This is a genomic window from Bacillus paranthracis (assembly GCF_001883995.1).
Lineage (GTDB): Bacteria > Bacillota > Bacilli > Bacillales > Bacillaceae_G > Bacillus_A > Bacillus_A paranthracis.
In genome coordinates this window covers 764,024-781,145 of record NZ_MACE01000049.1, presented here as the reverse complement: position 1 = coordinate 781,145, position 17,122 = coordinate 764,024, and the positions used below count along the sequence as shown (strand labels likewise).

At 33.3% G+C, this 17,122-nt stretch carries 21 protein-coding genes and 1 pseudogene; 14 read left to right on the top strand and 8 right to left on the bottom strand.

Features of this window, described 5'->3' with window-relative positions:
- Positions 1-45 precede the first annotated feature (45 nt).
- Together BAQ46_RS21055 and BAQ46_RS21050 are read left to right on the top strand one after the other, a co-directional pair.
- Entirely contained in the window at positions 46-876 is an 831-nt protein-coding gene (locus BAQ46_RS21055) for a MerR family transcriptional regulator (RefSeq protein WP_061131064.1), read from the top strand.
- Between the two features lie 140 nt (positions 877-1,016).
- On the top strand, positions 1,017-2,372 hold the full coding sequence (locus tag BAQ46_RS21050) for an MATE family efflux transporter (protein ID WP_071742681.1): 1,356 nt from the start codon (positions 1,017-1,019) through the stop codon (positions 2,370-2,372).
- Between the two features lie 35 nt (positions 2,373-2,407).
- Here BAQ46_RS21050 and BAQ46_RS21045 read toward each other — a convergent pair whose 3' ends face one another.
- Entirely contained in the window at positions 2,408-3,073 is a 666-nt protein-coding gene (locus BAQ46_RS21045) for a DUF421 domain-containing protein (protein ID WP_000923932.1), read from the bottom strand.
- 187 nt (positions 3,074-3,260) lie between these two features.
- On the opposite strand from BAQ46_RS21045, the gene BAQ46_RS21040 reads away from it, so the two are divergent.
- From BAQ46_RS21040 to BAQ46_RS21020, 6 genes and pseudogenes are all read left to right on the top strand, one after another.
- Positions 3,261-3,812, top strand: coding sequence for a YdcF family protein (locus BAQ46_RS21040; RefSeq protein WP_306447215.1), 552 nt, complete (start codon positions 3,261-3,263; stop codon positions 3,810-3,812).
- Between the two features lie 146 nt (positions 3,813-3,958).
- Positions 3,959-4,276, top strand: a complete 318-nt coding sequence (locus BAQ46_RS21035) for a magnetosome magnetite crystal formation protein family (RefSeq protein WP_061131066.1) — start codon at positions 3,959-3,961, stop codon at positions 4,274-4,276.
- A gap of 272 nt (positions 4,277-4,548) precedes the next feature.
- Positions 4,549-5,283, top strand: a complete 735-nt coding sequence (gene nfsA, locus BAQ46_RS21030; RefSeq protein WP_061131067.1) for an oxygen-insensitive NADPH nitroreductase — start codon at positions 4,549-4,551, stop codon at positions 5,281-5,283.
- Positions 5,284-5,299: 16 nt separating this feature from the next.
- A pseudogene (locus BAQ46_RS29705) lies at positions 5,300-5,365 on the top strand (glutamine amidotransferase); the annotation flags it as partial.
- Between the two features lie 186 nt (positions 5,366-5,551).
- The gene (locus tag BAQ46_RS21025) at positions 5,552-6,097 is read left to right on the top strand and encodes a sigma-70 family RNA polymerase sigma factor (protein WP_061131068.1); all 546 of its coding nucleotides are present in this window, start codon (positions 5,552-5,554) and stop codon (positions 6,095-6,097) included.
- Between the two features lies 1 nt (position 6,098).
- Entirely contained in the window at positions 6,099-6,710 is a 612-nt protein-coding gene (locus BAQ46_RS21020) for a flagellar motor switch protein FliG (protein WP_071742679.1), read from the top strand.
- 94 nt (positions 6,711-6,804) lie between these two features.
- Here BAQ46_RS21020 and BAQ46_RS21015 read toward each other — a convergent pair whose 3' ends face one another.
- From BAQ46_RS21015 to BAQ46_RS30160, 6 genes are all read right to left on the bottom strand, one after another.
- Positions 6,805-7,530 (bottom strand): sulfite exporter TauE/SafE family protein, encoded by a 726-nt coding sequence (locus BAQ46_RS21015; protein ID WP_001092069.1) that lies wholly within the window; start codon positions 7,528-7,530, stop codon positions 6,805-6,807.
- A gap of 105 nt (positions 7,531-7,635) precedes the next feature.
- Positions 7,636-8,856 (bottom strand): MFS transporter, encoded by a 1,221-nt coding sequence (locus tag BAQ46_RS21010; RefSeq protein WP_071742677.1) that lies wholly within the window; start codon positions 8,854-8,856, stop codon positions 7,636-7,638.
- Between the two features lie 19 nt (positions 8,857-8,875).
- Positions 8,876-9,325, bottom strand: a complete 450-nt coding sequence (locus tag BAQ46_RS21005) for an ArsR/SmtB family transcription factor (RefSeq protein ID WP_000459093.1) — start codon at positions 9,323-9,325, stop codon at positions 8,876-8,878.
- Positions 9,326-9,453: 128 nt separating this feature from the next.
- Positions 9,454-10,668, bottom strand: coding sequence for an MFS transporter (locus tag BAQ46_RS21000; protein ID WP_061131071.1), 1,215 nt, complete (start codon positions 10,666-10,668; stop codon positions 9,454-9,456).
- A gap of 6 nt (positions 10,669-10,674) precedes the next feature.
- A complete protein-coding gene (locus tag BAQ46_RS20995) occupies positions 10,675-11,142 on the bottom strand; it encodes a VOC family protein (RefSeq protein WP_061131072.1) in 468 nt (155 codons plus the stop codon).
- A gap of 167 nt (positions 11,143-11,309) precedes the next feature.
- Positions 11,310-11,429 (bottom strand): YjcZ family sporulation protein, encoded by a 120-nt coding sequence (locus BAQ46_RS30160; protein WP_000120179.1) that lies wholly within the window; start codon positions 11,427-11,429, stop codon positions 11,310-11,312.
- Positions 11,430-11,668: 239 nt separating this feature from the next.
- On the opposite strand from BAQ46_RS30160, the gene BAQ46_RS20985 reads away from it, so the two are divergent.
- Together BAQ46_RS20985 and hfq are read left to right on the top strand one after the other, a co-directional pair.
- On the top strand, positions 11,669-11,887 hold the full coding sequence (locus BAQ46_RS20985) for an aspartyl-phosphate phosphatase Spo0E family protein (protein ID WP_002080856.1): 219 nt from the start codon (positions 11,669-11,671) through the stop codon (positions 11,885-11,887).
- Between the two features lie 53 nt (positions 11,888-11,940).
- A complete protein-coding gene (gene hfq / locus BAQ46_RS20980) occupies positions 11,941-12,129 on the top strand; it encodes an RNA chaperone Hfq (RefSeq protein WP_000400661.1) in 189 nt (62 codons plus the stop codon).
- A 27-nt stretch (positions 12,130-12,156) separates the two neighbouring features.
- Here the strand turns inward: hfq and BAQ46_RS20975 are convergent, their stop codons facing one another.
- Positions 12,157-12,759 (bottom strand): HD domain-containing protein, encoded by a 603-nt coding sequence (locus BAQ46_RS20975; RefSeq protein ID WP_000400760.1) that lies wholly within the window; start codon positions 12,757-12,759, stop codon positions 12,157-12,159.
- Positions 12,760-12,931: 172 nt separating this feature from the next.
- Here BAQ46_RS20975 and BAQ46_RS20970 point away from each other — a divergent pair, with 172 nt between their 5' ends.
- The 4 genes from BAQ46_RS20970 (at position 12,932) to BAQ46_RS20955 (ending at position 17,116) form a co-directional block, all read left to right on the top strand.
- A complete protein-coding gene (locus BAQ46_RS20970; protein ID WP_038414909.1) occupies positions 12,932-13,765 on the top strand; it encodes a flagellar motor protein MotP in 834 nt (277 codons plus the stop codon).
- A gap of 22 nt (positions 13,766-13,787) precedes the next feature.
- The gene (locus BAQ46_RS20965) at positions 13,788-14,465 is read left to right on the top strand and encodes an OmpA family protein (RefSeq protein WP_000977942.1); all 678 of its coding nucleotides are present in this window, start codon (positions 13,788-13,790) and stop codon (positions 14,463-14,465) included.
- 149 nt (positions 14,466-14,614) lie between these two features.
- Positions 14,615-14,983: a response regulator gene (locus BAQ46_RS20960; protein WP_000940576.1), complete on the top strand. Its 369-nt coding sequence runs from the start codon at positions 14,615-14,617 to the stop codon at positions 14,981-14,983.
- A gap of 129 nt (positions 14,984-15,112) precedes the next feature.
- Positions 15,113-17,116 carry a chemotaxis protein CheA gene (locus BAQ46_RS20955; protein WP_061131073.1) on the top strand — a complete coding sequence of 668 codons (2,004 nt, stop codon included), beginning with the start codon at positions 15,113-15,115 and terminating at the stop codon, positions 17,114-17,116.
- Positions 17,117-17,122: the final 6 nt, after the last annotated feature.

Genomic DNA, 17,122 nt, shown 5'->3' with positions numbered 1-17,122 from the left:
GAATGAACATATAATGAAATAAATAGAAATGGAAGGAAATAAAAGATGTTATTAAATAAACGCTTTACAATTGGAGAAATGGCAAAAATGCATAATATAGCGGAATCTACTTTACGCTATTATGATGAGAAGGGAATTTTTCATCCGTCCACTGTGGACCCGCAAACAAATTATCGTTATTATACAATCGATCAATTTTCACTATTAGATACGATTAAGTTTTTACGCCAATTAAACATTCCATTAAAGGAAATTAAGAAATATATTGATGAAAGAAATCCAGCATATGCACTCAATTTACTGGAAAAACAACAAGAGATGATGTTGAAAAAACAAAGAGAAATTGAGTATGCTTTGGCGAAAATGGAGCATAGAATTCATTTAATTAAGGAAGCAACAAAAGCAAAAGCTGAACAAGTGGTAATAAAAGAGATCCCGCAGCGAAAAATAACAGCTATTGCGGTTGCCCCGGATACGACGGATGATATGTTTGAGTACTACATTCATTCGTTGCAAAAAAATATGAGGCAAATGGATGATAGCTTATTTTCTGGAGATATCGGTGTAACAGTCGCGAAAAAAGGATTCATGCAAAATGAGTTTCAAGCATATAGCAGTGTTTTTATTCTTTTGGATTACATGCCTTTCCAAGTACAGAGTTCAGATGAGATTAAGGAAGGTTTATATGCTTGTTCTTATCATCATGGACCGTATGAAGAAACAGGTGCAACGTATAAGGAATTACTTGCATACATTGATCAAGAAGGATATGAGGTAAGTGGAGATGCGATTGAGATTGGATTAATCGATTGGTCTGTAACAGAAAATCCAGAGGAGCAAGTAACAGAAATTCAAATTCCTGTAGTAAAAAAATAAGATGAAAACCTTTGAATTGATTACAAATTTACATTCATTCATATAATTCAGTTACCTATTTTTCAAATTCTCTATTGACCTTCAAGTTACTTGAAGGTTTAAACTAAGAAAAGAGAGTTGAAAAAAAGGAGCAAAATAGTATGGAAGCAACAGAAAAGTTAAGAGAAAAACCGATAAAAAGTTTATTTATTTCTTATTTAATACCAGCCGTTCTTGGAATGGTATTAATGTCAGTGAATATTGTAATTGACGCGGTCATGATTAGTAGAGGAGTTGGGGCGAACGGTTTAGCAGGAGTAAACGTGGCTATTCCAGCGTTTTCAATTTTCTTCTCTATTTCATTATGGATTGGAATGGGCGGGGCAACGTTATATTCCATTGCATTAGGTGAAAATAAAATTGAAAGAGCAAGGGCTATTTTTACTCAATCCATGACGGTAGCAGTCATTATCGTAGGCGTTTTAGCAGCGATTTGCTTATGGAGAATAGAAGACTTAGCATACTTATTCGGTGCAAACGAAGTGATTTTACCGTATGCATTAGACTATTTACACGTATTATTAACATTTGGAATGATATACGTTTTAGAAAATATTTTAAGTACATTTATACGAAATGATGGAAATCCTAATTTAGCAATGGCAGGTTTAGTTGTAACAGCTGTATTAAATATAGTGTTTGACTATATCTTTATTTTCATCTTTAAATGGGGCGTAACAGGAGCTGCTTCAGCAACTATTCTTTCGGCAGCGATTGGTTTCCTTGTATTATTAACGCACTTCTTGAGAAAAAGTAGTATTTTAAAATGGACGAAATTCCATTTTGAATGGGATACAGTTAAACAAATTATGATAATAGGTTTTCCAAGTTTTACAGCCGAAAGTACAGTAGCGATTGTAACGATTGGTTTTAATATTGCATTCGTTCAATATGCAGGAGAAGTAGGAGTAGCTTCCTATGCGATGGTAAACAGCATTCATGCGATGACATTACTATTATTCTTCGGTGTAGGTGCTGCATTGCAACCAATTGCTAGTTTCCATTACGGTGCAAATTTATCAGAAAGATTACGTGAAGGATTACAGTTTGCTGTGAAAATTGCAGTTGTACTTGGAGGCGTTGCAATAATTGTCGGATTATTCTTTGGGAAATATATTATTGGTCTATTTGATGTCCAATCTCCAGAGTTATTGAAGTTAACATTAACGGGTATTAGCTTGTTCTTTATCCAATACGTATTTTTAGGTTATAACATTGTATATGGAGAGTACTTCCAATCAGTGCGACAAACGACAAAATCAGTACTTATTATAATGAGCCGAGGGTTACTATTTATTATTCCATTATTATGGATTATGCCGAAATTATTTGGGATAAACGGAATTTGGCTCGTTATGCCAGTAGCGGAAGTATTGACAGCGATTATCGTATTTACGATGAATCGTATGAAACATCCTGTTCCATTAAATATGGCGGGAAAGAAAGAAGCGATATAATGAAGAAAATCCCCTTAAGAAATGAAGGGGATTTTCTATTTTTTTAAACTAATAGCAAAAGATCCATCTGTTTCTTGAACAGACGCAAAGGCAACGTTTTTAATGTTTGTAATTCCTTTTTCTTTTAATTCTTTATATAACCACTTTTCGTCCTTATGAATTAACTTTAAGTTATCGTATTGAATTTGTGAATCGACGATAAGGGCAATTGGTAATCCAGCATACTTAACATCTATATTCAAATCTTTCGGAGTTAATGGTACAAGTTCACGCTTTGGTAAAATGCTAATGGCTCCATTCGCTTCTAAAATAGCGTATTCAATTTCATGAACACTCGGGTATCCTGCAACGCGAAGATTAGAAAGTAATTCAGCAATGGGATACCTACTTTTTTGTAAGTTCTCAAAAATAATATCACCATGTTTAATTAAAATAATCGGGTGCCCGAGAATAAAACGATTTAGTTTGTTGAATAGGCTTAATTTTGTAAGGATTAAATGTAAACATGTAATTACAACCATACCGAGAAAAGCTTGCAAAGCACCAGAGACTGGTATGGCTTGAAAAGCTAAATAAGATAAAAAGATAATCGCACCAAAATCATGAGGAGTTAGTTGTGCTAAAGCTGATTTACCGAGCATCTTAAGTGATAGTAAAAATAAAATAAAAAAGAACGATACGTTACATAAAAAGAGAAGCAATAGAGACACTCCTTCGTGCAAAGTTGTACTTACTGTTCCCGAAAGAAATATAAATATTACTTTCTAGAGGATAAATTAGGGTGATTTGGAATTTGTCTGTATACAAACAAATAAATGGATATTATCATGAAAGAAGCAAAGAACATAGGAGTATATAGATATGAGAAAGAAAAAAATAATGAAGTATATGATAGGAATTATAATGGTTTGCGCCGTTTATGTGGGATTTTTACAATATAACATTTATAAGCATGGGCACATGAATGCGACCTATGAAGCTGATTATATCATTGTATTAGGCTCGAAAGTAAACGGAACGAAACCATCGTACTCATTGCAATATCGTATTGATAAAGCAGCTGAGTATTTGAAAGCACATGAGAAAGCAATTGCTATTGTGTCTGGAGGAAAAGGAAAAGGGGAAGATATTTCAGAAGCATTAGCAATGAAAAATGGATTAATGAAACTAAAAATTGCAGAAGATCGCATTATCATGGAAGATAAGTCAACGAGTACAGATGAAAATATTAAATTCTCAAAACCTTTAATTCCGGACAATATGAAAAAAGGAATGATCGTAACAAACGATTTCCACATGTTTAGAGCGAAAAAAATAGCAGCTAAGCAAGGTTTACAATTAGAAGGTCTTCCGGCCGAAACACCGAAGCGAATTGTCATTCCATCGAATATACGTGAATATTTAGCCATTACGCAATATTGGTTTATGAATCGAATATAGTGGAAGTGATTCCGCCTAGCATTCTAGGCGGGATTTTTTGAGGGGAATCTTACAAATATGTCATCTTAATGAAAGGTAAAGCGATAGTTTCTAGAATGGATTCCTGACATAATGAAGATAACAAAAACTATTTAGAGGTGAATCGGATGAAAGGAAATAATATATTATCTTCACTATGTTACTTTAGTATCTTTTTTGCCCCATTTTTATTACCAATTATCGTGTACTTCGTTGCAGAGGATGAAGTGAAATATCACGCGAAAAAAGCATTTTGGTCACATATTTTCCCATATGCAATTTTATTCGGAGGGGTAGCGATATCAGGAATATACGGTTTAGGATTCAATCAATCTGATGGTGCTGGAATTGGGATCATGATCACATATGCAGTATTCATTCTTGTAGGGATTTATTACTTCATTTGGAATATCGTAAAAGGTATTAAAGTGTTGAAAACAGCGTAATAAGATAAGGAATAATTCGGAGTGAGTTTGTCGTTATTTGTCGGTAAGTCGATATTCTTTGTCGAATCGACGATATATTTGAAAAATCGTCGATATAGTGCAGGGAATCGTTGATATATTGAAAAAATCGACGATATAATTTCATTTACCGTATTAATAGATCTTTTAAAAAGAGCAATTCAAAAAGAATTGCTCTTTTTGTGCTTATAAGTTGTGAATATTGGAAAAGATATGTTAATTTTTCATTATGAAGAGAAAAAGGAGTGATTTTCATGAATGAGATGATACATAAAATGGAGCAACACGTTTCAGTTCGTAAATATAAAGAAGAATCTATTCCGAAAGATGTAGTAGAAAGAATGGTGCAAGCTGCGCAGCATGCTGCTTCCTCGCATTTTGTACAGGCTTACTCTGTTATATATGTAACCGATCAAGACTTAAAGGCGAAACTAGCAGAGTTATCCGGAAATCGTCATGTGAAAGATTGCGCAGCATTCTTTGTTTGTTGTGCAGATTTAAAACGACTTGAAATGGCATGTGAAAAACATGGTACCGAGATAAAGCATGAAGGAGTAGAAGACTTTATCGTTGCGACAGTAGATGCTTCACTTTTCGCACAAAACTTGGCGTTAGCAGCAGAATCGTTAGGATACGGTATTTGTTACATTGGTGGTATTCGTAATAACCCAAGAGAAGTGAGTGAATTGCTTCATTTACCAGATAAAGTATATCCTGTATTCGGAATGACAGTCGGTGTACCAGATGAAGATCACGGAGTGAAACCACGTTTACCGATAGCAGCAATCCTTCATGAAAATGGATATGATGAAAAGAAATATGATGAATTATTAAACGAATACGACGAAACGATGAGCGCGTATTATAAAGAAAGATCATCAAATCAAAAAAACGTAACATGGACGGAATCAATGAGTTCATTTATGTCTAAAGAAAAAAGAATGCATATGAAAGAGTTTTTAAGTGAAAAAGGATTTAACAAGAAGTGAGAAAAGAGGCAAACCTGAAGCGAAGGAGAACTTGCAATATTTTAAAAACGTAACAGAGACTTGTGATGAAACGTTAGTATAAGTGAATAATTTAATTGTTAATACCTAAGTTCAGAATGTAGATACTACTTTCTGAACTTAGGTATTTTGTTTGTTATCATATACATAGAAATAAAAATTAATAATTTTTTACAAAAGTGATAGAAAATGAGAATGAAATGCCAATAGTAAGTAAAGGCAGCTGCTAAAGGGGAATTGAGGAAGGAAGATGCTTATGATTTTCAATTCTGAAGAGGATTTAATTATAGCTATGAAAAAACGCGATCAAGATGCTTTGAAAGAAGTGATTGATCAATATGGAAAATTAATTTTGTACATTATTCATAAATCGTTAAGTACCCCTATGGAGAAACAATATGTGGATGATTGTTATAACGATGTATTTACTGTCATTTGGTTTCATATCGATCAATTTGATATAGACAAGGGGAACTTAAAATCTTGGATGATTGGTATTACTAAATTAAAGGCACTGGAATATAAAAAGAAAGTATATAAAGAGAATAAAATCGATAAAGACGTAGAGATAGATACAGGTGTCCATGATAGGTATGACATAGAACAAGAAGAAGAGATTATGGAAATAGTTCAAGATTTAAATAAGAAAGATCGATATATTTTTTTAAAGAGGTATATTGATGGATATTCCATTGATGATATTGCGAAAGAATTAAAAGTAACGGTGGATTACATATACAATCGAATTTCTCGTGGGAAGAAAAAAATTCAAAAACTATGGAAAGGGAGTGTGTAATATGGATAAAAGATTATTATCTATGTTAAATGAGCTCCAATATTCAGAGGAAGAGATTACACGTTTAGAGAAAGAAGCAAATGAGTCTATCAATATAGATAAGTATTATGTGAAAAACGGGGAGTTATTGAAGAAATTAACGATGCAAATGTTGGAAGAATCAGTTCGTAAAGAGTTACAAGAAGGAGAAGAAATTGAATGTGAAATATTAGTGGAAGAGGGGAGTCTTGTGAATTCTAAAGTTATCCCAAGTATAATAACTGCAGGTGCTACTTTTTATTATTACATTGTTTTAACAAATACAAGATTACGAATTAAATCGTTAGATTGTTATTTCAAAAAAATAAATGAGTACAATGTGTTAATAAACTCAATTCAAGCAGTTTCGCGACATAAAAAAATGAAGAATGTATATGGAATTACTATAGATAATAACTATATACAATTAGGAAGTACCGAGCATGAGCAAGAATTGAAAACTGTAATTGAGAAGCTAAAACAACGCGGGGTGAAAGAAGAGAGATATAAAGAGTTTGAAAAAAGTTGGCTGATTTTTTTCAATGTGTTTGTAATAGCGATGGGTGGGCTTCTAGTTTTAAAATATTTAATTTGAAAATAAAAAGCGGCATAATAGCCGCTTTTTATTGTTATCACGTTTAAAAATATTGAAAACTTATCCGCCGTTATGACACATACTAAAGCACCTTCTATAACGAATGCAAACTTTCAATAAGAAGATATATGCCCGTGCAACTTAAAAGGATGTACGTAAATATTTTAAAAATCCGTTGATTAAGCCATTTGAAAATAATTTGACCTATATACAAACCTAGAAATACGATTGGAATAGCGTAAAAACTTGATTCCCAAATTGTCTTGTTTGTGCCAGTAAAGAGTATTTGCGTTAGTAGGCTAATGAAATATATAAATAGATAAAAAGCTAAAGTAGTTGCTCTCAGCTTCTCTTTTTTTGTATCAGTTCCTGTAAAGTACAGTAACAGGGGTGGACCGGGCATACCGATACTTGTCGTTAAAAGACCGGATAATCCGCCAACTATGAAATCTCTAGATTTTGTTGATTGAATCTTAAAGTTACAGATTAGCATCAAAGTTAATAGTAAGAGTAGGATGCTAATTGCTAATTTAAATGTGTTGATGTTAATAGAAGTGAAAATGATAATACCAAAAGGAACACCAACTATACTGCCGAAAATTAATCTTTTCAGTAGAATACAATCAATGTCCATTCTTATTTTCCAAATGAGTGATATAGAAATAATGAATGATAAAATGATATTTATTTGTATAGCTTCTTGTGGTAGAAATAACATGAGTAAGAAAGGTGTTGCCATAATAGAAAAGCCAAAACCGGTACTTGTTTGTAAAATAGAAGCTACTAATATAATACAAATGAACATGAATATAGTATTCAAAAAAGCCCCCCTACATAATCAAATTTCATTAATATTTTAACATAAAGTAAAACTTTAATCAGTGAGGGCTTACTACCTAGCAAATCGCCGCTTGTTATGTTGCGGTTAATATTCCAATGATGATCTTGTAGCCTTAAAATATTTTTCTCGTGAAGGCGTCATTACTCGGATTGCTAATAAACAGGAAAGGAAAAGGATGAGTAACGAGCTACTTATTACAGTCATTTGAACGGAAAGAAATTGTGCGGATGCTCCAATTGCTAAAATGAAAAAGATTTGGATAAAACTTTTTATGGAATCAAATACGCTATCGATACGTCCTATCATATGAACTGGGATGTTATTTTGATAAAATGTAAAAAAGCCAGTACCAGCAAATGATGAAGAAATGCCAAGTAAAATGAAACCGCCTGCCGCGACGATAAATGAATTTGAAAAGGCGAAAATTACATAGCCTATTGCTGTGAAAATTGTCCCTAATCCGATACAATATTGAATTGGTAAACGTTTGGCAAAGAGAGAGACAAGAAATGAACCGGAAACGTAAGCAGCGCCAGTTATACTAACAAGCATACTGTATTCTATATCGGTTAAAAACAGTACTTGTCTTGTAAAAACAACTTCTTGTGAATCAAGTGCCATAGCGACAAGCATAGTCGCTTGAAATAAAACGAATATGAGAATAATGTACGTTTCAGTTCGAGCGAATGAAAAAACTTGTTTCCAATCACTTCGTAATGTTTGTACGAAAGTATTTGCAACTTCTTCGCTTTGCTTTGTTTGTAACGTAATATTAGGTAAGAAATAAATGAGAATAGTAGAAAGTAGAAAGGAAAGTGAGTTGCAGTAAATTACAAAGGATGCTGAGTGCGTGGTGAGAAGTATTCCAGCAAGAGCTGGACCGATAATAAAAGCCCCGCTTGTACAAAAGCTACTCCAAGCGTTGAATTGAGCGCGTTCTTCAGCAGGTATAAGCATTGTTTTATAAGAAAATGAAGCTGGATCGAAAAATGATGTAGCAATGCGAGTCAAAAAGATAAAAATATAAATGGCCCAAATAGAATCAAATAGTGGAACGCAGCCAATGAGAACTGCTCGAATGATATCTGTGATGAGCATAATGGACCGCTTGTTTAATCGATCTACTATGCTACCAGACCAAATTTTTGTAACAACGGTCGCAATTGGACCGACAATCCATAATCCTGCTACAGCAGCAGGGGAGTTTGTGCTATGTAAAACCATTACGTTTAGGGCGACGAGATACATAAAATCACCTAAACGAGAAATTCCTGTTCCCGACAATAATAATAATTTATTTTTCATGAGCAGCTGGACCTTTCTTTCATTGTTTTTTTATCCTGCAGGAAATAGCGTATTCCTCTTCAGAGTTTGATTGACGAGCGGTTTTGTTTTCCCAGCGTAATAAAACTTGTGTAACCTCCCAAGTAAGCTGTTGTAATTCCTCTGGAGTTAAAAATAAATGAGAAACAATATGACTACCTGTATTCGTTCCCTCTGTGCCGCTTTCTTCAATATAGAAATGAGCAGATTTTGCCTTGTAATATTTTTCAATAATCCCTCGTTTTTCCTTCGTGTCTACTAATTCAAGTAACCCTCCATCATATAAAATTTGAACGTGATAATGTACGCTACCAGTAGATTTGTTTAGTTTAGTAGCTACTTGTTTTGCAGTGAGTGCTTCGTCTTTTAAAAGGTGAAGAATTTGAATACGAGTTGCGTTGGAAATGAGCTTCTGCTGTTCAGCTGAAATAGTAAGTCTATCGTCAAACATTATGGCATCCCCTTTCTTATAATCTAAATTTATTGTACATTCTAAAAAATTAGAACGTAAGGAAAATAAATCGTCTTTTTCCTTTATATTTCGACATAAATAAAAATAGCATGTACATAAACATGCTATTAAGTAATAGTAGATTCTTCATTAAGTTTCCCGCGATAATACAAGAACAGCCATATAAAACTAACAAAAATACAACATGTAGCTAGAAAACTACCAATTATTTGAGGAGAAAGGATTTCTAATAGCCATCCTGTAATGAACATAGATAACTGTATGAGTGAACCATAAATTGAGTAATGAAAGGAAAAAACTTTACCAATCATATTTTCGTGCGTGTAAGTTTGAAGTAATGTCGTATCAAGTGGAACGATGATTCCTCCTGCTATGCGCATACAGAGTAATGTAATGATACCGAAAATAAGTTGATCGGATAGAATGAATCCAAGAAAGAAAAAGCCTTGTAGGAAGTAGGCCCAACCAAATGCTTTTTTCATTTTTTCTTTATTGCTGGATATGTAAAGATTAACGAGAAGGCTTCCTATCATAAGCCCAGCCCCTTGAACCGTATATAAAATCCCAATGTTCGTGTGGAAAATTTTTTCGGCATAGATTGTTAGAAGTAGCTGATAAGCACCTCCAATAAGCCCCCATGAAATGCCTACAAGAATTAATATTAAAATGATTTTTGTTTGTAATATGTATGTGTAACCATCTTTTATATCAGTAAAAAATGCTTTTTTCTTCTTACAAGTATCATAAGAGGGAACACTCATATGATAAATAAAATAGGCCGAAATAAAGTATGATAGGCTATTTACTAAAAAAGCGAACTCAATATGTAAAGATTGTGCGATAATCCCGCCTAAAGAAGCTCCCATAATAGACATAAAACCATTCATTGTACTAGAAAGAGAATTAGCAGTTACGAAATGATTTTCGTGTACGATGTTTTTTAAGGTTGCTTGTTTAGCTGGCTCAAATAAGCAAGAAAGTACAGATAAACATATATTAGCAATGAAAATAATTTCAATTTTATAGCTTGCGAGTATGTATGTAAGGACTAGAATTCCCCGTGTAATATCGGTAAAAATCATAATATTCTTTTTAGAAAAACGATCTACCACTCCGCCTATAAAAGGGCTAAGAAGTAGTTGTGGTAAACCTTTACTTATAAAAGTAAGTGCGATCATAAACGGTGATTCCGTTATGCTATAGACGAATGTTAATAAAGCTACTGTATGAAACCAATCTCCAAGCACACTTAATGTTTGCCCATAAAATAGTTTTTTGAAGTTAGTATTTGTTTTAAGAAGCGTGGAATAAGAAACTGACATAAAAGATTAATCCTTATGTAATAATGATGCTTGAACTTGTTTTTTCCACTCACTTAAATACACTTTCTCCCCTGTAGGAAGTCCAACAGGTAACTGTGCAATCAATTCTAAACTATTTCCGTCAGGATCGTTAAAGTATACGGCGGCATGTGCTAATTTTGGAAAAACAATCGGTTCAATTGGCTCCATTCCAAAGTCTTTTCGTGCTGAAATGCCTTTTTGGTTTAGCCAATGTATCGCATGTTCTAAATCATGTAAGCTTACTTGAAAGGCGATGTGTCGTAAAGAGGGATGATAATTTACTTTGTATTCTGTACCTTCCCAAAGACCGAGCCAGCTTTCATTTTCTTTAATCCAAAAGAAAGCAATATCATCTCCTCTTTTATATAATTTTAGTCCAAGTGATTCATAAAAAGATATTGATACTTCTAAGTTACGTACAGGTAAATGTGCTTCGTAAAGGCCTTTAATCATTGTAATCCTCCTAAGTAAAAATGCTTCTTAATTTCATAGTAAACATTTTTTTATGAGTTGAAATCAGAAAAAAGAGGGACATAATTTCATACGAAAGTATGAAAAAACAGCTCAAATATGAGCTGTTTTCTTATAGTTTTTCGTTCATTTGTTAAGGATAGGATATATTAGTATCCGTATCCGCCGCCACCCCAACAGCTACATCCGATGATGATTAGAAGGATGAATAGTACGATAAGCAAAGCAAATCCACCGCCGAAACCAGCGCAACTTCCACCATAACTCATATGTGTTCCTCCTTTTGAGTAAGTTAATCTATATAATTCATGGACTACTATATACAGTATGTTTTTTGTATAGAAAAGGAGCCAGTCTCTTTTGTAATTAGACAAACGCCTGTATGGTCATTCTCATTGTATATAGAGCTACGGATATGGGGATGAATCGTTATATATTTTGCGATTTGTTCATAAAAAAATATATAAATTGTAAAAAAAACCATTTTTATATTTTTTTATGAGAGAATTTGTACTATAATTTTACAAGTAATATTATGGGAAAAGGGAGTTTTAGTGAAGAGATGGAGATGGGACAATTAAAAAATAAAATAGAAAACAAAAAGAAAGAGCTAATTCAACTTGTTGCTAGACATGGATTGGATCATGATAAAGTTTTGTTATTTAGCCGAGATTTAGATATACTTATTAATAAGTTTATGAATGTAAAAGATAAAGTACATAAATAAAGAATTTGTAGTTTTTTATATTAAGATATTCAATAAAAAGGAGAGAGATGTATTTGGAACATTTACAAGAAGAGCTATATAAACAAATAAAAGAAGAAAAAGGTATTGTTACAATTTTTTTAAAGAGTGGTGTTAGAATAGTAGGAGAAGTTGTTGCAATAGACAAATTTACTGTTTTAATGTTAGTTGATGGAAAACAACAACTTATTTACAAGCAGGCTGTATCAACAATAATGAAATAAGACACTCGTACTGAGTGTCTTATTTCATTATTGTTTGCAGGCTTCAACGTCAATGCCGGCAGCTAATAATTTTTTTTCACCATCTTGCTCAATGATTTTTTGTAATTTAGATAGGAAAGAATCAAAGTTTGTATGCTTTGCTACTTGGAATGTCATTTTATGCTCAATTGGTAGCCACGTATCAATATCAGCTTCGTTATGCTGAATTTTTACCTCAAGCTTATCAAGTGCGTTAGCAACTTTTGCTTCGTACGTTTCTTTCGCTTCAAACTCCATCCATAAATCATATAATTCCTCGCCGAGAGAACCTTTTAATGTTCGTTTAATATTTGAAATTGCTTCTTGTTCATTTATTTGTTTTTGTAATTGTAATTCATGACTATTCATTGTATCAAAAGCAGGAATATCACCAGCTTCTGCTTCGACTAGATCGTGAATAATAACCATTTTAAGTAATTTTTCAATATTTACTTTCTGATCTAAATAAGGTTCAACTAAAATGGCCATTAGAGACATGCGCCACGTATGTTCAGCAACACTTTCTTGACGTCCGTTAGAAAGCCAGCTATGTCGCATTTCATATTTTAGTTTTTCTGCTAGTGCAATGACTTGTAAAATGTTATGTTCCATCGTGATCCTCCTCGTATTTCCATACTATAATTCTAATATGGAAATGAAATGTGTCAATTTTATGAGTATATTGCGATAAATAGATGATGGGCGTATAATAAGCATTATATGTGAAAACGCATTATTAAAATAAAAAAATGTTTTATAAAAATGAAAAGGAAAGGGCAGGAATATGGGAGACGAAAATCAAGGATTTGCTAGACCAGAAAGAAAAAAAAGGAAGTTTGATATTTCTAGCCCAGTGGGCATCATAGTAGGTTTTGCTATTGTAATAGCGGCAATTATGCTTGGCGGAGGCGGAATAAAAGCTTTTAAAAACTTTTTAGATGTTTCATCTATTTTAATTGTCATAGGGGGAACAACAGCAACAATTGTTGTGGCATATCGATTTGGAGAAATAAAAAAATATACGAAAAGTATTTTTACTGTTTTACATAGAAGAGAAGAAGATTTAGAACAGTTAACGGATTTGTTTGTTGATTTTTCGAAAAAATCTAAAAAACACGGCCTGCTTTCTTTAGAAGTTGATGGAGAGCAAGTAGACAACCCTTTTATTCAAAAAGGAATTCGATTAATGTTAAGTGGTTACGATGAAGAGGAATTAAAAGAAGTGTTAATGAAAGATGTCGAAACGGAAGTGTATGAGTTAAGAAAAGGAGCAGCATTATTAGATAAAATTGGTGATTTTGCCCCCGCTTGGGGTATGATAGGAACTTTAATTGGTCTTATCATTATGCTTCAAAACTTGCAAGACACATCGCAAATTGGTACCGGGATGGCAGTTGCGATGTTAACGACATTGTATGGATCCGTACTTGCAAATATGATTGCAATCCCACTTGCTGAAAAAGTGTATCGTGGTATTGAAGATTTATATACAGAGAAGAAGTTTGTTATTGAAGCAATTTCAGAATTGTATCGTGGACAAATTCCGTCTAAATTAAAGTTGAAACTGGATACGTATGTATACGAAACAAAGATAAAAAAAGTAAAACGAGCAGCCTAATATTGCAAGGAGTGGTATGGTGATGATGAAACGACCGCAAAAGGGATCGCCTCGTTGGATGACGACTTTTACAGATTTAACGATGTTATTATTAACTTTCTTTGTATTACTAGTTGCTACTTCAAAGCAGGATGCAGTAAAATTGTCAAAGATGCTTGAAAAGTTTAGTGATACGGAGCAAGTAGATGCAAAAGTAATGGAAAATACAATACCAGATATTTCGCATGAAAAAAATGATGAAAAAATGATTTCGAAAAAAAGAATGGATGAATTATATAAGAAGTTAAAAGCATATGTAGATAATAACGGTATTAGTCAAGTGAATGTATATCGAGAGGATACGGGAGTAAGCGTTGTTATAGTAGATAATTTAATATTTGATACGGGTGACGCGAACGTTAAACCAGAAGCGAAAGAGATAATAAGTCAATTAGTTGGGTTTTTCCAATCGGTACCAAATCCCATTGTTGTAGAAGGACATACAGACAGTAGACCTATTCATAACGACAAATTCCCTTCAAACTGGGAATTATCTTCCGCACGAGCAGCAAATATGATTCACCACTTAATCGAAGTGTATAATGTCGATGATAAAAGGCTAGCTGCGGTAGGATATGCAGACACAAAACCAGTTGTACCAAATGATTCACCGCAAAATTGGGAAAAAAACCGTCGCGTTGTCATTTATATAAAAGAATAGTATATTGTTATTTTGATAATAAATAATAAAAATACGAAAATTCTTTTAAAAAAATATTAAATTTTATCATTTTATTTTGTATAATGAGTGAGAATGATAAGGTGAAATATTAAGATATATTTATACATAGAAGGAGAGAATCAAAAAGAATGGCACATAAAATTTTAGTTGTAGACGATGCGATGTTCATGCGAACAATGATTAAAAACTTATTAAAAAGTAATTCTGAATTTGAAGTAATCGGAGAAGCGGAAAATGGAGTAGAGGCAATTCAAAAGTATAAAGAACTTCAGCCTGATATAGTTACATTAGATATTACTATGCCAGAAATGGACGGACTTGAAGCATTAAAAGAAATTATTAAAATTGATTCAAGTGCAAAAGTTGTTATTTGTTCTGCAATGGGACAACAAGGTATGGTATTAGATGCAATTAAAGGTGGGGCAAAAGACTTTATTGTAAAGCCATTCCAAGCAGATCGTGTAATCGAAGCTTTAACAAAAGTAGCAAACAGCTAATATAGAAGGGGTGCCACAAGGAATCTAAACATTGATAGCGGATATGCGTGTGGCCCCCTTTTTTCTCGTTTTAAAACACTAAATTGTTATACATGAATGAAATGTTTGTTAGACAGGTAGGGGATTAAAATGCAAACAGATCTATTAAATATATTTTTTGAGGAATCAGAAGAACATTTACAATCGCTAAATGAAAATGTGCTAACTTTAGAACAAAACCCCACTGATATGGATGTTGTGGGAGAAATATTCCGCTCAGCCCATACGTTTAAAGGTATGTCAGCGAGTATGGAATTTACGGAAATGGCGGATTTAACGCATAAAATGGAAAACGTTTTAGATGAAATTCGTCATGGGAATATAGTTGTAAATGCGGAGATTATTGATGTGATTTTTGAATGCATTGATAATTTAGAGAAGATGGTTGCAGATGTGCAGCAAGGTGGAATGGGCAATATTGATGTAATTGCAACGAAACAGAAATTAGAAGCATTATTGAACGGCAATATAGAAATTCCTAATGAACATATAGAACAAGAAACCATAAATAACGATGATGCAGCTTCACATGAAGTGCATATAACTGTTGAGCAACAAGCTATTTTAAAAGCAGTACGTGCCATTATGTGTATTGAAGCGCTACAAAATTTAGGTAATGTAAAAAAAACAGTTCCTAGTATTGAAGAAATTGAAGCAGACGCTTTCGGGTTTGAGTTCACAGTATTTATGGATACTGATCAAAGTGAAGAAGAATTAAAACAAGTAGTGCTTCATGTTTCTGAAATTGAGAAAGTAGAAGTGAAGCAAGGACATACATCAAAAGAAGTAGCTTCGGAAAAATTGGTTACACAAGAAGTCGTACAAGAAGTTATACAAGCGGCTACGCATGTGGAATCAACTAAAGAAGTATCTAAACAATCTGCTAATGCTACACCAGCTAAAAGTACTGCAAAAACGAAAAATGGTAAAGTGGAAAATCGTTCCATACGTGTTCAATTAGAAAAAATTGAAAGATTAATGAACATGTTTGAAGAAAGTGTAATTGAGCGTGGTCGTATAGATGAATTGGCACAAGCAATTCAAAACAAAGAATTAATTGAGCATTTAAATCGATTAGGCGATATTTCAAAAGATATTCAAAATGTACTTCTAAACATGCGTATGGTGCCGATTGAAACAGTCTTTAATCGTTTTCCGCGTATGGTACGTATGTTAGCGAAAGATTTAGGGAAAAAAATCGATTTACAAATTACAGGTGAAGATACTGAAGTCGATAAAATTGTTATTGATGAAATCGGTGATCCGCTTGTTCATTTAATTCGTAATGCAATTGATCATGGGGTTGAAACTGTTGAACAACGTCGTGATGCAGGGAAAAATGAGACAGGTACGATTAAATTAGAAGCGTTCCATAGTGGAAATCATGTCGTAATTCAAATTACGGATGATGGAAATGGAATTCATAAAGGGAAAGTATTAGAAAAAGCGATTAAAAATGGTGTTGTAACAGAATCTGAGGCAAATAAATTAACAGACCGTGAAATATTTGATTTGATTTTCCAACCAGGATTTAGTACAGCTGAAGTTGTATCAGACCTTTCTGGACGCGGGGTTGGATTAGATGTAGTGAAACATACAATCCATAGTTTAGGTGGACATTTAATTATTGATTCTGAAGAAGGCAAGGGAAGTACATTTAGAATTGAACTTCCATTAACGTTGTCTATTATACAATCTATGCTTGTTCAAACGAATGATAAACGGTATGCTTTACCTCTTGGTAATATTGTTGAAGCAATTCGAATTAAGAGAGAAGACATCCAATCCATACAAGGAAAAGATGTGTTAAATTACCGTAATCAAATTATTGAAGTGAAGCATTTAAGTACGGTATTTGGTGAGAAAACAGCAGATGAGGCGTTTGCGTCATATGATGGTCAAATGGTTCCTGTGTTAATTGTTCGTAATACACATCGCAGCTATGGACTTATTGTAAACACAATTATCGGTCAAAGAGAAATAGTCTTAAAGTCATTAGGTGACTTCTTTGCAGAGAGTTCTAATTATTTCTCTGGTGCGACAATTCTCGGTGATGGACGAGTGGTCCTCATTTTAAACCCAGAAGGTTTATAATAGGAA

Excerpts from the sequence above, each read along its gene's own strand:
- BAQ46_RS21055 (WP_061131064.1), top strand. The coding sequence starts at position 46 with ATGTTATTAAATAAACGCTTTACAATTGGAGAAATGGCAAAAATGCAT.
- BAQ46_RS21050 (WP_071742681.1), top strand. The coding sequence starts at position 1,017 with ATGGAAGCAACAGAAAAGTTAAGAGAAAAACCGATAAAAAGTTTATTT.
- BAQ46_RS21040 (WP_306447215.1), top strand. The coding sequence starts at position 3,261 with ATGATAGGAATTATAATGGTTTGCGCCGTTTATGTGGGATTTTTACAA.
- BAQ46_RS21035 (WP_061131066.1), top strand. The coding sequence starts at position 3,959 with ATGAAAGGAAATAATATATTATCTTCACTATGTTACTTTAGTATCTTT.
- nfsA (WP_061131067.1), top strand. The coding sequence starts at position 4,549 with ATGAATGAGATGATACATAAAATGGAGCAACACGTTTCAGTTCGTAAA.
- BAQ46_RS21025 (WP_061131068.1), top strand. The coding sequence starts at position 5,552 with ATGCTTATGATTTTCAATTCTGAAGAGGATTTAATTATAGCTATGAAA.
- BAQ46_RS21020 (WP_071742679.1), top strand. The coding sequence starts at position 6,099 with ATGGATAAAAGATTATTATCTATGTTAAATGAGCTCCAATATTCAGAG.
- BAQ46_RS21010 (WP_071742677.1), bottom strand. The coding sequence starts at position 8,856 with ATGAAAAATAAATTATTATTATTGTCGGGAACAGGAATTTCTCGTTTA.
- BAQ46_RS21005 (WP_000459093.1), bottom strand. The coding sequence starts at position 9,325 with ATGTTTGACGATAGACTTACTATTTCAGCTGAACAGCAGAAGCTCATT.
- BAQ46_RS21000 (WP_061131071.1), bottom strand. The coding sequence starts at position 10,668 with ATGTCAGTTTCTTATTCCACGCTTCTTAAAACAAATACTAACTTCAAA.
- BAQ46_RS20995 (WP_061131072.1), bottom strand. The coding sequence starts at position 11,142 with ATGATTAAAGGCCTTTACGAAGCACATTTACCTGTACGTAACTTAGAA.
- BAQ46_RS30160 (WP_000120179.1), bottom strand. The coding sequence starts at position 11,429 with ATGAGTTATGGTGGAAGTTGCGCTGGTTTCGGCGGTGGATTTGCTTTG.
- BAQ46_RS20975 (WP_000400760.1), bottom strand. The coding sequence starts at position 12,759 with ATGGAACATAACATTTTACAAGTCATTGCACTAGCAGAAAAACTAAAA.
- BAQ46_RS20970 (WP_038414909.1), top strand. The coding sequence starts at position 12,932 with ATGGGAGACGAAAATCAAGGATTTGCTAGACCAGAAAGAAAAAAAAGG.
- BAQ46_RS20965 (WP_000977942.1), top strand. The coding sequence starts at position 13,788 with ATGATGAAACGACCGCAAAAGGGATCGCCTCGTTGGATGACGACTTTT.
- BAQ46_RS20960 (WP_000940576.1), top strand. The coding sequence starts at position 14,615 with ATGGCACATAAAATTTTAGTTGTAGACGATGCGATGTTCATGCGAACA.
- BAQ46_RS20955 (WP_061131073.1), top strand. The coding sequence starts at position 15,113 with ATGCAAACAGATCTATTAAATATATTTTTTGAGGAATCAGAAGAACAT.